The 14,730-nt window shown below is 70.3% G+C and carries 11 protein-coding genes and 1 pseudogene; 7 read left to right on the top strand and 5 right to left on the bottom strand.

What is annotated here, in order from left to right; all coding sequences use genetic code 11:
* Positions 1–276: 276 nt before the first annotated feature.
* Positions 277–339: pseudogene (locus tag ACI2L1_RS41640) on the top strand (TetR/AcrR family transcriptional regulator); the annotation flags it as partial.
* 34 nt (positions 340–373) lie between these two features.
* Positions 374–820, top strand: a complete 447-nt coding sequence (locus ACI2L1_RS41645) for a TetR family transcriptional regulator C-terminal domain-containing protein (protein WP_404744681.1) — start codon at positions 374–376, stop codon at positions 818–820.
* A gap of 510 nt (positions 821–1,330) precedes the next feature.
* Here ACI2L1_RS41645 and ACI2L1_RS41650 read toward each other — a convergent pair.
* On the bottom strand, positions 1,331–2,389 hold the full coding sequence (locus ACI2L1_RS41650; RefSeq protein ID WP_404744682.1) for a PucR family transcriptional regulator: 1,059 nt from the start codon (positions 2,387–2,389) through the stop codon (positions 1,331–1,333).
* A gap of 247 nt (positions 2,390–2,636) precedes the next feature.
* Between ACI2L1_RS41650 and ACI2L1_RS41655 the strand changes: the two genes are divergently transcribed.
* From ACI2L1_RS41655 to ACI2L1_RS41675, 5 genes are all read left to right on the top strand, one after another.
* The gene (locus ACI2L1_RS41655; protein ID WP_404744683.1) at positions 2,637–3,125 is read left to right on the top strand and encodes a hypothetical protein; all 489 of its coding nucleotides are present in this window, start codon (positions 2,637–2,639) and stop codon (positions 3,123–3,125) included.
* Positions 3,126–3,202: 77 nt separating this feature from the next.
* Positions 3,203–5,236, top strand: coding sequence for a flotillin family protein (locus tag ACI2L1_RS41660; protein WP_404744684.1), 2,034 nt, complete (start codon positions 3,203–3,205; stop codon positions 5,234–5,236).
* A gap of 87 nt (positions 5,237–5,323) precedes the next feature.
* Complete coding sequence (locus ACI2L1_RS41665) at positions 5,324–10,219, top strand: DNA repair ATPase (protein ID WP_404744685.1); 4,896 nt, start codon at positions 5,324–5,326, stop codon at positions 10,217–10,219.
* 1 nt (position 10,220) lies between these two features.
* Positions 10,221–10,814, top strand: coding sequence for a hypothetical protein (locus ACI2L1_RS41670; RefSeq protein WP_404744686.1), 594 nt, complete (start codon positions 10,221–10,223; stop codon positions 10,812–10,814).
* Positions 10,815–10,882: 68 nt separating this feature from the next.
* Positions 10,883–11,440, top strand: coding sequence for a hypothetical protein (locus tag ACI2L1_RS41675; RefSeq protein WP_404744687.1), 558 nt, complete (start codon positions 10,883–10,885; stop codon positions 11,438–11,440).
* A gap of 29 nt (positions 11,441–11,469) precedes the next feature.
* On the opposite strand, the gene ACI2L1_RS41680 is transcribed toward ACI2L1_RS41675, so the two are convergent.
* The 4 genes from ACI2L1_RS41680 to ACI2L1_RS41695 form a co-directional block, all read right to left on the bottom strand.
* Entirely contained in the window at positions 11,470–11,970 is a 501-nt protein-coding gene (locus tag ACI2L1_RS41680) for a CBS domain-containing protein (RefSeq protein WP_404744688.1), read from the bottom strand.
* A gap of 101 nt (positions 11,971–12,071) precedes the next feature.
* On the bottom strand, positions 12,072–12,311 hold the full coding sequence (locus ACI2L1_RS41685; protein ID WP_404744689.1) for a hypothetical protein: 240 nt from the start codon (positions 12,309–12,311) through the stop codon (positions 12,072–12,074).
* Positions 12,312–12,569: 258 nt separating this feature from the next.
* A complete protein-coding gene (locus ACI2L1_RS41690) occupies positions 12,570–14,003 on the bottom strand; it encodes a flotillin family protein (protein ID WP_404744690.1) in 1,434 nt (477 codons plus the stop codon).
* A gap of 78 nt (positions 14,004–14,081) precedes the next feature.
* Positions 14,082–14,597 carry a hypothetical protein gene (locus tag ACI2L1_RS41695; protein ID WP_404744691.1) on the bottom strand — a complete coding sequence of 172 codons (516 nt, stop codon included), beginning with the start codon at positions 14,595–14,597 and terminating at the stop codon, positions 14,082–14,084.
* Positions 14,598–14,730 lie beyond the last annotated feature (133 nt).

Raw genomic sequence — 14,730 nt, forward strand, 5'->3', positions numbered from 1 at the left:
GCAGCCTCGGCTATCGCAGTCCCGCCGAGTATGAGACCGCGCTCGCAGCCTGACCACCACACCGATGGTGTCCGTCAAAGCGGAACAAGCTCAGTTGAGAGTCATCGGAAAGGTTCCTCCTGGGGCGCCGGGCATCTGGTCGGTTCCGCTATCCCGGAACGATCGTTTCAAGATAGCGGGAGGAGAGGCATCTTGGAACCATCATTTCAAGATGTTGAGGACTGAGACATGCCGGACGTCAAATACTTCGATCCCGACACGGCCCTGGACACGGCAATGCGGCTGTTCTGGCGCCAGGGCACGGCCGCGACCGGAATCCAGGACGTCGTGACGGCGACCGGCCTGAACCGCTCCAGCCTCTACGCCACCTTCGGTGGCAAACAGGAGCTGTACCGGGCCCGCACTGCGCCGGTACATCGAGCAACGCTCCCGGCCGGCGTTCAGCCGCCTGGCGGAAGACGGCCGCGGCCTGCCCGCCGTCCACGACTTCTTCGCTGCGCTGATCGAGGCCCGCTGCTCAGGCGCGTACGCCCGCTGGGGCTGCATGGTCTCCAACGCTCACGCCGGCGGCGAAAACGGTGACCCCGGCATCCGGGCCGCCCTCGACCGGCACCACGCGGAGCTACGGGAGGCGCTGCGCACGGCGCTCACCGCCGGCGTGGCCAAGGGGCAGCTCCAACCCGGCACCGATCCCGGGGCTGCGGCCGACCTGCTGGCCCTGCTCGCCTACGGAGTCAATCTGCGCTCCCGATCAGGTGCCGATGCCGGGGAGCTGACGACGACCGTAACCGGCGTCCTCGACGCGCTAGGGGCCGCGTAGCCGGGCCCGTACGGCATGCCGTATCAGCGAGGTCGGGGCAGACACCGGCACTCGCTGGACGAGGCCGTTGGCGAACCCTCCTCGGTTCCAGGGCTGCTTCAGTGGCTGAGTGTTCCCCACCTCCTCGTGGGCACGGGCGCTCGATCCCGGGCCTGGCGAGGGGACTGCTGACGCGCACCCGCCGTCCGTGGCGGTGAAACGGTCTCCCCATCGCACCGGACGGAGGAGGCGCTGCGGCCGTGCTCCGCCGGGATCGTACTGATGGGATGGGCGGCGCGTGCTCCGGTGCCGGACTCGTCGCGGAGATCCCTTATTGAGTTCCCTTCCTGGACAGCGCATTGAAGGCTATCGACCGGTCGCGTCTCTGCTCGAGGCGAGTGGATGGGCGCATCGAGGGCGCGAGGCCGGTGCTGTCCACGCTCGGGGGTGGGCGGCGGCTGCCGGCTGGGCGGGGACGGCTGTGGACGTCGTACGCACTGTCGGCCCGGCCTGCCGTGGCGGCGGCAGGCGTCAGACGTCTTTGGCCGGCCAGTCCAGCAGCCGGGCGCCGATCACCGCGGTCTGGAGCATGTAGCGGTGGGACGGGTCGGCGGGGTTGGCGCCGGTGAGTTTGTGGATGCGCTCCAGACGGTAGGTCAGGGCTCGCACGCTGAGGGTGAGGCGGCGGGCGGCCTCGGCGGCCACGCAGCCGGAGTCGAAGTACGCGGTGAGGGTGTCGAGGAGGGGCTGGGCGCCGCCGCGGGCCGTGATGAGCGGGCCCAGCGTGTCGGCGACGAGGTCGGCCATGGCTTGTCGGTCGCGAGTGAGGACGGGGTAGACCAGCAGGTCGGCGGCGCGCAGGACCGGGTCGTCGAGGTCGAGGCGCTCGGCGAGTTCGAGGACGCCCAGAGCTTCCTCGTAGGACTGGACGACGCCTCCGGGGCCGGGCTGGGGGCGGCCGATGGCGACCCGGCCGCCGTCGGTAGCCGCGTGGGCCTGCTTGGCGAAGTAGGCGAGTACCTCGTCCTGGTGGCCGGGGGCGATGCACAGCAGTCGGCCGTCCTTGGTGGTGAGCAGGACGTTGCGGTCGCCGAAGCGGGAGATGAGTGCCCGTTCCACCTGTCGGGGCACCGGGTCGCCCTCGTCGTAGGCGGCGGGGCCCTGCGCGACGGCGACTGCGTGTGCGTGGGACAGGCGCAGGCCGAAGCGTTCGGCGCGTTCGGCGAGGCGGCCGAGGTCGCTGCGGCCGTAGAGGAGGTCGTCGATGAACTCCCGGCGGGCGGCCTCTTCCTGGCGCACGGCCAGGAGTTGGGCGCGTTCGTATCCCTCGGCGAAGGCGTCGATGACCTGCTGTACTGCGGCCAGTGCGTCGTCGGCGGAGCCGGGCGAGCCGGGCCAGGCCGTGCGGGCAGCGGTCAGATGTGCGCTGACGAGGGCGCGCAGTCCGTGGCCTGCCTCGGCGGCCTGCTCACCGAGGGCGCGGCGGGAGGCGATCTCGTCCCGGGCGAGGCGTCGCCCGGTGGCCGATACCTCGGCCAGGATCTCGGCGTAACCGTCCAGATACTGCTCGGGAAGTTCCCGGTCCGTCACGTCGTCCCCCGGATTCTTGACGTGCCGCTGACGGTTTCTTGGCGGCCACCGGCATGCAGACCCTAATGAACGCTGCCGGGAACCGGCAATGCGCGGCCCGGATCGGATCGGGCAGCATGGCTCGTGGGGAGCACGGCGGATGGTTCCGGTGCCGGACACCGGCAGGTGCCCGGCACCGAGGCCGGAAACGGCCCCGCGCCGTCGGAGGCGACTGGTGCGCGCAGCAGGTGGAGAGGGGGACCGGGAGATGCGGACATTCTTGGCAGCGGCCACGGGTCTGCCCACGATCCTGCTGACCGCTGCCCTCGTCGTGGTCGTCTGCTTCTGGCTCCTGGCCGCCGTGGGCGCAGCTGGCGTGGACAGTTTCGACACGGATGTGGACCTTCGGGCGTGGCGTATGGGCGGGGTGCCCGTGGCGGTCGCCTTCTCTGTCTTGACCGTGCTCGCCTGGTGCCTGAGTGTCGGAGCAGCGGTTCTGCTTGCCGTGTACGCGCGCCCAGGGCCGGTCGCCGGGATGTTGCGCCTTGTCGTGCCCGTCGGGGCGCTGTTCGTCGCCTGGGCCGCGACCTGCCTGATCGTACGTCCGTTGCACCGCCTCTTCCCGGATGAACCCGTGCCGTCCGTGCCGAGCGAGGCTCGCCTGGGTGCCGCTGAGCCGTCGGATGCCGACAGCCGGGATCCCTACGGGGGCGTGTCGCGCGGCGCCGCGCTCCCTTCGCGGGGCCGCGCCGCCTGAGCCGCGCCGTCGCCGGATCTCGTCTCCGGTCCTTTCTGCTTCACGCTCAACTCCCTTACGCCTGAAGGACGTATGCCATGGTTGTCATGCTCGTGGGCATCGGCGTGCTCGTCGCCGTCTGCCTCGTTGTCGTCACTGTCGTCTCCCAGCTCTTTCGCAAGGTGGAGCAGGGCAAGGCGCTGATCGTCTCCAAGTTGCGCAAGGTCGACGTGACCTTCACCGGGCAGGTCGTCCTGCCGGTGCTGCACAAGGCCGAGGTGATGGACATCTCGGTGAAGACGATCGAGATCACGCGCTCCGGCCGGGACGGTCTCATCTGTCAGGACAACATCCGTGCGGACATCCGGATCTCGTTCTTCGTGAAGGTCAACAAGACCGTCGAGGACGTCATCAAGGTCGCCCAGTCCGTCGGCACCGCGAGGGCGAGTGACCGGGACACGCTGCAGGAGTTGTTCCACGCGAAGTTCTCCGAGGCGCTGAAGACCGTCGGCAAGCAGCTGGACTTCACCGACCTGTACACCAAGCGCGAGGAGCTGCGGTACCGGATCATCGAGGTCATCGGCGTCGACCTCAACGGCTACCACTTGGAGGACGCGGCGATCGACTACCTGGAGCAGACGCCGCTGACCCAGCTCGACCCGGCCAACGTCCTCGACGCCCAGGGCATCCGCAAGATCACCGAGCTGACGGCCGTGGAGCACGTGCGCACCAACGAGGCCCAGCGCACCGAGGAGAAGGAGATCACCCGGCAGAACGTCGACGCGCGTGAAGCGATCCTGGAGCTGGAGCGCCGGCAGGCCGACGCCGAGATCAAGCAGAAGCGGGAGATCGACACCGTACGGGCGCGGGAGGAGGCCGAGACGGCGCGGGTTATGGAGGAGGAGCGGCTGCGATCACAGGGCGCCTTCCTCAAGACCGAGGAGCAGCTCGGCATCCAGCGGGAGAATCAGTCCCGCGAGGTGGCCGTCGCCGCGAAGAACCGCGAGCGGGTCATCGCCATTGAGAACGAGCGCATCGAGAAGGACCGCCTCCTCGAAGTCATCGCACGGGAGCGGGAGACACAGCTGACCCGGATCGCCGCCGACAAGGAGGTCGAGGCGGAGAAGCGGGAGATCGCCGAGGTCATCCGCGAGCGGGTCGCGGTGGACCGGACGGTCGCCGAGCAGGAGGAGTCCATCAAGACGCTGCGTTCCGTGGAGGAAGCCGAGCGCGGCCGCCAGACCGTGATCATCGCCGCCGAGGCCGAGGCGCAGGAGCAGCTGGTCAAGGACATCAAGGCCGCCGAGGCCGCCGAGCAGGCCGCCGTGCACCGCGCCGCCGAAGAACTCACCCTGGCCGACGCCCGGTTGAAGACCGCCGACCTCGACGCGCAGGCCAAGCTGCGGCTGGCCGAGGGCGTCCAGGCGGAGTGCGCCGCCGAGGGGCTGGCCGCCGTCCAGGTCCGCGACAAGGAGGCCGAGGTCATCGAGAAGGCCGGCCGCGCGGAGGCTGAGGCGACGCAGGCACGCATGCTGGCGGAGGCCGAGGGCGCCAAGGCGAAAGCGCTCGCCGAGGCCGACGGCATCGGCGAGAAGCTCAAGGCGGAGGCCGCCGGCCTCACCGAGAAGGCCGCCGCGATGGCCGCCCTCGACGACGCCTCACGCGGCCACGAGGAGTACCGGCTGCGCCTGCAGGCCGAGAAGGACATCCGCCTTGCCGGGCTGGACGTGCAGCGGCAGGTCGCCGAGGCACAGGCCACGGTCCTCGCCACCGGGCTGGAGAACGCCGACATCAACATCGTCGGCGGCGAGTCGGTCTTCTTCGACCGGTTGATGTCCTCCATCGCGCTCGGCAAGGGCGTCGACGGCTTCGTCCAGCACTCCGACACGGCCCAGGCGCTCGTGAAGCCCTGGCTGGACGGCTCCTCCAGCTTCACCGACGACCTGAGCCGTGTTCTCAGCTCCGTCTCGACAGCCGACGTGCAGAACCTGACGGTCTCCGCCCTGCTCATGAAGCTCATGACCAACGGCGGCGCGAACGCCGGACAGTTCCAGCAGCTCCTCGACAAGGCCGGCGAACTGGGCCTTGCCGACACATCGCTGGCCGCGCTCAACGGCAGCGTCAGGGCCTGACCTGTACTGCCCCGGCCCGTGGTCGGGTGCGGCCGCCCTGGGGAGGGCAGCTCCGGACCACGTTTCTCCGACTTCCGAGAGGGACCCATGACCACCGGGACCACCGGTTTGGACACCGGCACGTACGAGGTGCTGCGGGACCGGCTCACCGCGCAGGCCGCCGAGCTCGCCCGCCGCGCCGAAGCGCTCAACGACAGGCGTGCCGAGGAGTTCGGCTCGACGCGATTCGAGCTGTCCGGCGCCAAGCGGCTGCGCACCGAGCTCAACTGCGTACCCCGCGACATCGTCTCCGTCGGCGACGTGCTGCTTTTCGGCTACAACGTCTTCCTCGGCCTGAAGCCGGACACGGCCGTGGGTGACGTCTTCGCACTGCACGACCGCGAGCTGCGCCGGCTTCCCGACGACGCCGTGCCCGGTCTGCTCGACGACCCCGCCTTCCTACGGGAGTTCACGGCCCTCTACCGCTATTACCGCCAAACCCATCTCCTCCAACTCCTCCACGCGGACGGGAAGTTGCTCGCCGTCTTCCAGACCGGCGAGAAGGCCGACGACATCCGGGTCCTGCGCTGGGCCCTGACGGACGACGGCCGGGCGTCCTTCCTCGACGCGCGCGGCGAGCGCGACCACGTCTTCCCGCCCTCCCACGACTTCGAGTGGACCGAGACGACCCGGGAGGATCACGTCCTCGGCCGCCACCCGCACGTCTCCGTCCAGGACGAGGTGTACGTCGAGACGCTCGGCGGTGCCCTCACCGTCAAGGTCGAGAACAACACCGAGACCGGCCAGGGCATCTACAGCGAACCCGTCGACGAACCGCTCCAGTCCCTCGCCGACGCGGACATCGCGTACGCGCGCGTGGGCGCCCTGATCCTGCTGCGGATCCGCCCGTACAAGGAGGAGACGCTCCGCTACCTGGTGTTCAACACCCTCTCCAGGAGGGTGATCCGCCTCGACGGCATCGGGCAAGCGTGTCGCCGGCTGCCGGAGGACCAGGGGATCGTCTTCCCCGGCGGCTACTGCCTGGTCACCGGTACGCACAAGACCTTCGACGGCATCGCCGCCCCTTCGGACATGGCAGCCCTGGAAGTCGAGCGCGTGGTCCGCTCCCCGAACGGCGAGGACGTGCTGTTCGCCTTCCACGCACGCGTGGAGGGACGCAGCCTCTTGCTGCCGTACAACGTGATCCGCAAGGAGGTCGCCACCCCACTGTCCTGCCACGGCTGGGCGCTCTTCGACGACGGCACCCTGATGGTGCTGCGTGCCGACAGCGACGAACCGCAGCGTGTCCACCCGCTCCAGCTGTGGAAGTCGCCGTACGTCTCCGACACCCACGCCGCCGCGCAGCCCGTCGGCACCGGACCGCTGGCCCGCATCGGCAACGCCGACCTCGTGCGCGGTATCTCCGACTGCCTCTCCATCCCCCAAGCCGTCACCGAGACCACCCCGACGAGCGAGGTGTACGAGGCACTGGCCGCCGCCTGCGTCCGGGCGGCGGACTCCCACTACTGGCTGGGCGAGCCCGAACTCGGCGATCTGCACAAGCCGCTCACGCAGGTGCGGGCCACCGCCGAGCAGGTCCTGGCCGAGTTCGAGACCGTCCAGGCCCTCACCCGGCAGGCGGCGGACGCGCTCACCGAGGCCGCGGCGCGGGTCGCCGCCGTCGTTCGACGCCTGCGCGGCGAGGCCCCGCGCAGTGCCGCTGCCTGGGTGTCCGGCCTGACCGAACTGCGCCACGCCCAGGGGCACCTGCTCACGCTCAAGGACCTGCGGTACGCCGACGCCGCCCACATCGACGAACTTGCCGCCGATGCCGAGGCCGACCTGGCCGCCTTCGGGCAGCGGGCCGTCATCCACCTCGCCCGCGAGGACGCCTTCTCCGGCCACCAGGACGACATCGAGCAGCTCGTCGCCGACGCGGAGGCGATCGCCTCGGTGGCCCAGGCAGCGCCCGTCGCCGCCCGTCTTGACGAACACGCCGAAGGGCTGCGCACGGTGACCGAGGTCGTCGCAGGGCTGGACATCGGCGACGCCACCGTCCGTACGTCCATCCTGGAGCGCATCGCCGAGGTCCTTGGCGGAGTCAACCGAGCCCGCGCCACCCTCGACGGCCGCCGCCGCACGCTACTCGAACGTGAGGGGCGGGCCGAGTTCGCCGCCGAGTTCGCCCTGCTCGGCCAGGCCGTCATCGGTGCGCTCGCCGCCGCCGACAGCCCCGAGGCGTGCGACGAGCAACTCGCCCGCATGCTGGTGCAGGTGGAGAACCTGGAGTCCCGGTTCGCCCAGTTCGACGACTTCCTCGGTGAGCTGGCGGACAAGCGCGACGAGGTCCACGAGGCGTTCTCCGCACGTAAGCAGACCCTCGCCGACGCCCGCGCCCGCCGCGCCGAACGCCTCGCCGACTCCGCGACCCGCGTTCTCCAGACGGTTACCCGCCGCGCCGCCACACTCGCCGACACAGACGAGATCGTCACATACTTCACCTCCGACCCGATGCCCGCCAAGGTCCGCCGCCTCGTCGACGACCTGCGCGAACTCGGCGACCAGGTACGGGCGGAGGAACTGGACGGCCTCCTGAAGACGGCCCGCCAGGAGGCGCTGCGTGCCCTGCGCGACCGCACCGATCTGTACACCGACGACGGCCGCACCCTCCGCCTGGGCAGCCACCGCTTCGCCGTCAACACCCAGGCGCTGGAGCTGACGCTGGTCCCGCATGGGGAGGGACTGGCCTTCGCGCTGACCGGTACCGACTACCGCTCGCCGGTCACGGACCCCGACTTCGCCGCCACCCGGCCGTACTGGGACCGCCCGCTGCCGTCCGAGTCGCCCGAGGTCTACCGCGCCGAGCACCTCGCCGCCCGCCTGCTGGACGAACACGGCCCGGCCGCGCTCGCGGAGGCCGACCTGCCTGCGCTGGTACGGCAGGCGGCGGAGGCGGCATACGACGAGGGTTACCAGCGCGGCGTCCACGACCACGACGCGACCGCGATCCTCGCGGCAGTGGTGCGCCTGCACGAGGGCGCCGGTCCGCTGCGCCACGAGCCCGCAGCCCGAGCCACCGCCCAGCTCTTCTGGGCGCGCGGCACGACCGCCGAAGAGCGCGAGAGCTGGACCCGGCGTGCGGTATCGCTGGCCCGCGCCCGGGACACGTTCGGGCTCGCGCCCGCCATCGACGACCTGCGGGTCGAACTCGCGGCGACGATCGGCACCCAAGCGGCGGCCGCCTACCTCTTCGAGGAGCTGACGAGCGGCCCCGACGGCTTCGTCATCAGCGCCGGCACCCGCACGCTGCTGGACAAGTTCCGTCGCACGGTGGGCACGTCGGCCTACGACGACGACCTCGCCGTCCTCACCGACCCGGCCGCACGCAGGCAGCTGGTGGAGGCGTGGCTGACGTCGTACACCACCGCAACCGGCACGGAGATCACCCCCGGTGACCTGGCCGAGGCGGTGGCCGCCGAGCTGTGCCCGGACCTGGCCCGCTACGAGTGCGACGCGACACCGAGCCAGCGCGTCGAGGGGCTGCTGGGCACTCATCCGCGCATCATCGGCCGTGCGCTCACGGTTCGCGTCGACGAATTCCTTGCCCGCACAAGTGAGTTCCGCATCCAGGACGTCCCCGCCCATCGCGCCTACCAGCGGCGCCGTACGGCGTTGGTGGCCGCCGAGCGCACCCGCCTGCGCCTGGACGAGTACCAGCCGACGGTGATGTCCGCGTTCGTGCGGAGCAAGCTGATCGATGAGGTGTACCTGCCGCTGGTCGGAGACAGCCTCGCCAAGCAGCTGGGCACCACGGGCGAGTCCAAGCGCACCGACACCGGCGGCCTCCTGCTGCTCATCTCTCCGCCCGGCTACGGCAAGACGACCCTCATGGAGTACGTCGCCGACCGCCTCGGCCTGATCCTGGTCAAGGTCAACGGACCCGCGCTCGGCCATGCGGTGACCTCCCTCGACCCGGCCGAGGCTCCGAACGCGACCGCCCGCCAGGAGATCGAGAAGATCAACTTCGCGCTGGAGGCGGGCAACAACACCCTCCTCTACCTCGACGACATCCAGCACACCTCACCCGAACTACTGCAGAAGTTCATCCCGCTGTGCGACGCCACCCGCCGAATCGAGGGCGTACGGGACGGCGAGCCGCGCACCTACGACCTGCGCGGCAAGCGCTTCGCCGTGTGCATGGCCGGCAACCCCTTCACCGAGTCCGGCAGCCGCTTCCGTGTGCCCGACATGCTCGCGAACCGCGCCGACGTGTGGAACCTGGGCGAGGTCTTGACCGGCAAGGGGGACGCCTTCGCCCTCAGCTTCATCGAGAACGCGCTGACATCGAACGCGGTCCTCGCCCCGCTGGCCGGCCGCGACCGCACCGACCTGGAGCTGCTGATCCGCCTGGCCGAGGGCGACGCGACGGCCCGCGCCGACCGGCTGGCCCACCCATACGCCCCGGCCGAGCTGGAGCGAATCCTGGCAGTACTGCGGCACCTGCTCGCCGCCCGTGAGACGGTCCTGGCGGTGAACGCCGCCTACATCGCCTCCGCCGGCCAGTCCGACGCCACCCGCACCGAACCGCCCTTCCAGCTCCAGGGCTCCTACCGCAACATGAACAAGATCGCCCAGCGTGTCCAGCCGGTCATGAACGACACCGAGCTGGCCATGCTGATCGACGACCACTACCGAGCCGAGGCCCAGACCCTCACCACCGGAGCCGAGGCCAACCTGCTGAAGCTGGCCGAGCTGCGTGACACGCTCACCCCCGGCCAGGCCGCTCGCTGGGCCGACGTGAAGGCGGCGTACGTCCGCACACAGACGCTCGGTGGCCCCGAGGGCGAACCCGTCACCCGCGCCGTCGCCGCCCTTGGCCTGCTCGCCGACCGCGTTGCGGCCGTTGAGTCGGCGATCAACCGCGCAGTCGACCCGCGCCACCTCATGGCCCACACCGCGGGCCGGCACGCAGCCCGCTCGACGCTGGCCCACGAGGAGCACTGAGGTGCCACGGACCGGTCGGGAACCGTTGCCTCGGGAGCTGCCCGACACGAGCACGACTCGCCGTCGTGCCCGTGCGGGCCTGGGCCTGGTCGTGGCGATGCTCGTGCTGCCCTTCACCGTCGGCGCCTTGGTCCGGTCGGGGACGATGCCGGGGCTGGTGACTGGTCCGCTCGCCTTCCTGCTGTTCGTCGAATTGGGTGCGGAACGTGGGCCGACGCGCTGCTCGTCGGCCAGGATGACCGCGCGGACCCTGACCGGCGTGCGGTCCGTCGACCTGAGCCGCATCGCGAGTGTCCGGCTGCAGACGACGTTCTCGTACGGCACCGTCTACCGGGCCCTCATCGTCCGCGACGCACACGGGGTGCGGCTCGGCGTTACCTCTGCTGCCGGGCGGCGCACGCTGCGGCGGGCGCTTGAACGGCAGTCAGGGGTCGTCATGGGGCCCCGTCCCCGGGTGAGCCGGGCGGCGCGTGCCTGCCTCGGGATCGAGCGTCCAGGGCAACTCGTCGTCCACACCGTGCTCGCGTTCCTCACGCAGGTGGGGCTGGTGTGTGCGTATGTCATGGTGCTGTTGGAGATCGGCCGGATCGGCTGACGCGATGACTTGAGATCGCTCTGTCATGGTGGGAGACACCCCAGGGAGGCGTGTCTACTCTGGCCCGTATGGGACGGCGCAGCCGCAAGCGGGGCCCGACCGGTGTCACTCGCCGCGGGGGGAACGTCGGTGTGATCCGTGACCGTTCCTGGGCGCGGGAGCTGCGAAGCGCGGTGATCTGCGGCGCGGTGTTCTTCGGGGCGCTGGTGCTGCTGGACTGGGGGCTCGTCGGACTCACTGCCGTGCGGTCGGCAGGATGGACCGCACTCGCCGTGCTGCTCTCGGTCATTCTGACGCCGCCGCGCGTGAGCGCACAGGACGGCGGGCTCGTCGGCCGTGGGCTGGTGAGCTTCCACCGGGTGCACACAGACCGCCTCGTGACGGTGCGGTTGTCCGAGGGGGCCACCCAGCGACTGGTCCTGAGTGACACGTCCGGCGGCCGGCTGGAGCTGGATCCGAGGGTTCTGATCGCTAATCCCCTGCTGTGGCACCACCTCGAACGCGGTGCCCGCCGTGCCCTGGAGCAGGGCACGCTGCGGTGCGGCATGCCGGTGCTGGAGCGTCTGGGCCGACGGATCGACGCCGAGGTGTGCCGGGATATCCTGAGTGCTTCCGACCTGGTGTAACCGGCCCGCGCGCGAGGCTCACGGCGCGGTCACGTGCTGCTCAACGCCCCTGCGGCACCCAGCAGTTCGTGCAGGAGGTGTGAGGCCGTGATCACGCCGAGAAGTCGTGTACCACCTTGGTCCCGGTCGCCCGGCCCGGCTTTGACCTTCTCGGCGACCGCCACCAGCGGGCTGCGTACCTGTGCCATCAGCGCGGCCACCTCCAGCGCGGTGTCGTCGGGGTCGGCGATCGGCGGCGGTGCCGCCTTGCTGGACAGGCAGTCCCCGACCCGTCGGCCGGCCAGTGCCTGGCAGAGGCGGTCGGCGTGCTTCTCGTCGACGACGGCGGCGAGGGTGGGGTCTTCGATGACGTAGGCGGGCACCAGTACTTTGATCATCTGGGAGGCCGGCAGGATCGCTTGCGGTTCACCCCGCTCGTCCAGTACCAACAACCCCGGCAGCTTGTGCTCGGCCATCAGCCGGGCCGCGTCCATGGCGTCGCTGTCGACGCTCACCGTTTCGTATTCGACCGCCAGGTCTCGAGCGCGCACGGCGGGGCTCCTCCTCCACTGGAAATGTTCCTGGCCTCAGCGTCGTACCGTTTCGGAGCGCGGGCCAGGACATTGACGCGGACCATACGCCGTGGCCGGTCTCACCATGGATACCCGGCGCTGTCAGGTGCCTCCTCGACTGCCGCCTGAGAGCGCACTGCCTGCCGGTAGAAGCGCTCACTGAGCTGCGATCCGCCGATGAGCCCGGCGGCGAACATCAGCACACCGACCTCCATGATCGAGCCGAAAAACGCGGCGTCCTCGGCGTCCAGACCGCTCCACCGCAGCAGGGGAACCACCAGCCCGCCGATCCAGATCACCAGCAGTGCCACCCCTCTCACGCGGATGCCCCAGGGACTCGTACGACGTCGGACCCGCCGGGGTGCCCAGCCGCGCAACGAGGCCATCGCCAGCGGGAGGGCGAATGCCGACCATCCGATCAGCCATAGCCAGGGGAACAAAGGTTCACACTCCACATCCGGGCGCCGCCCAGCAGTTGAACAAGACGTTGTGCGGCTACCGCCCCTGGCAGGTGCCGGCCCGTGGGGCGCGCCCGGCGGTTCGAGGACCGTACGGGCGTGCGCCATGAGTGACTGATGTCAGTTGGTGACTTCGATCTTCCCGTTCGTTTCGGCGGGCGCTGAGCTGGCGGCCTGCGCGACCCTTCCCCGCTGGGTGATGTTCTTCAGAAGTTCGGCGAGGTCGACTCCAGTGGTGGAGCTGAGGAGTTCGACGCCCTGGGCGACGTTGTCGGCGACGGTCCGTGACAGCTGGCTTGCCCCGTCGGTGGAGATGACCGTCATCTTGTCGATGGCGCTGAGCGGCTCGGACGCGTTGGCGACCACGCTGGGGAGGACCTCGACGAGCATCTGCAGCACGGCCGCGTCACCGTACTGGGCGAAGGCATCCGCCTTCTTCCGCATTGCCTCGGCCTCGGCGGCGCCCTTGGCACCGATCGCGGCGGCTTCAGCCTCACCCTCGATACGGACCGCGTCGGCGAGTGCCGCGCGGTGTGCCTTTTCGCCCTCACCGGTCAGCCGGGAGCGCTGGGCCTCTGCCTCGGCCTGCTTGACCAGGGCGATGCGACGGGCCTCGGCCTCCTGCTCGGCCTGGTAGCGGGCGGCGTCGGCGGGCTTGCGCACCTTCGTGTCCAGTTCGCGGTCGGTCAGCGCAGCCTGCCGCTCGGCGACCTTCTCCTGCTCGCTCAGTACCTCCTGGCTGCGCGCGGCCTCGGCCAGCGGACCCGCGGCTGCGGCGCGTGCGGCGGCCTCGTCGGTCTCGGCCTTGATCTCAGCCTGCTTCAGCGCGAACGTCCGCTGCGCGACCGCAATCTCCTCCTCTGCCTTCAGCCGCGCCTGCTCGGCGGCCCGCCGGGCGACCGCCTCGGCGATGTCGGCCTCCTGCTTGGCACGGGCGGCCTCCGGGCGGCCCAGGTCCTCCAGGTAGGAGCCCTCGGTGGAGATGTCCTGGATCTGGAAGGCGTCAAGCACCAGGCCCTGCCCCGACAGGCTGGCCTCGGCCTCCTCGGCCACCTGACCCGCGAACGCGGCCCGGTCACGGATGATGTCCTCCACCGACATCCGGCCCACGATGGCGCGCAGCGCGCCGGAGAGCACTTCCTGGGTGAAGCCGACGATGCCGTCCTGCTGCATCAAGAACCGCTGCGCGGCGGCGCGGATGGAGTCCTCGCTGCCGCCGACCTTGACGATGGCGACGCCTTCCAGGTGAGCCTTGACGCCCCTGAGGGTGACCGCGCCACGCACCGCGACCGGGATGTGCCGGGACGAGAGGTCGAGGGTGAACTTCTGCTGCACGAACGGCACGACGAACACGCCGCCGCCGACCACGACCTTCTGCCCGCTGTTGTCCGTGAAGATCCGGCCGGTCTCCGGATCGGTGGCCTTCTTGCCGCGCCGCCCGGTGACGATGAACGCCTCGCTCGGACCGGCCACCTTGTAACGCGTGACCACAACCAGAGCCAGCAGGACCAGGAGTACGACGACCCCCACGACCGCGACGAGAACAGGACTCATGACAATGCCCCTCTTTGAAATCCAGCCCCCCGTGTGCGGGGCGAAACGAAAGAACAACAACGACGAACGGACGATGACTCAGCGGTCGACCGGGCGTACTGCCACCGAGGTCGCCGAGAGGGCTTGTTCGACCCACACCTCGGTACCGCGCTCGACGGGGCCGGCGCTTTTCGCCGCGTACTTCACCGGCTGGCCCGCCAGGTACACCAGCACCTCGCCGTAGCCACCGGCCGGGATCTGCGTGACCACGGAGCCGGACGTGCCCACCAGGTCCGTACCGCGCGGGCTTGTGCCGGGTTCTTCCCGCATCAGGGCCCGGCTGAGGCGCCAGGTCAGCCGGCCCGCACCGACTCCCGCGCCCGCACCCACCACGGTCGCGCCACCGGCCCCGAGACTCGTGGTGCCGAGCACGATCGCCCCGCCGAAGCCGAGCATCGAGATGAACCCGGCGATCACCGGCAGCGACAGCAGCCCGTCGAACAGCCCCTCCAGCGCGCCGACGCCGTCGAAGAGCCCCTCTAGGAGACCGTCGAAGACGAGCGCGAGCACCAGCAGGACGACACCCGCGATGCCGAGACCCAGAAACAGAGTCACGGAACTTCACCTCCTCGCTGTCGTCCGCGCCACGCCATGGGGATGGTCCCACGCGTCGACTACTGCGGTCATTGCCGGGTTCCGGCAGTCTTTACGTGCTTTTGGTGCCTGCCCCACGCGTCTGCGGACCGCG

The organism is Streptomyces sp. NPDC019531, from assembly GCF_044903305.1.
GTDB lineage: Bacteria > Actinomycetota > Actinomycetes > Streptomycetales > Streptomycetaceae > Streptomyces.

Coding starts and splice junctions, on each gene's coding strand:
- ACI2L1_RS41660 (WP_404744684.1), top strand. CDS start 3,203: ATGGTTGTCATGCTCGTGGGCATCGGCGTGCTCGTCGCCGTCTGCCTC.
- ACI2L1_RS41690 (WP_404744690.1), bottom strand. CDS start 14,003: ATGAGTCCTGTTCTCGTCGCGGTCGTGGGGGTCGTCGTACTCCTGGTC.
- ACI2L1_RS41655 (WP_404744683.1), top strand. CDS start 2,637: ATGCGGACATTCTTGGCAGCGGCCACGGGTCTGCCCACGATCCTGCTG.
- ACI2L1_RS41675 (WP_404744687.1), top strand. CDS start 10,883: ATGGGACGGCGCAGCCGCAAGCGGGGCCCGACCGGTGTCACTCGCCGC.
- ACI2L1_RS41665 (WP_404744685.1), top strand. CDS start 5,324: ATGACCACCGGGACCACCGGTTTGGACACCGGCACGTACGAGGTGCTG.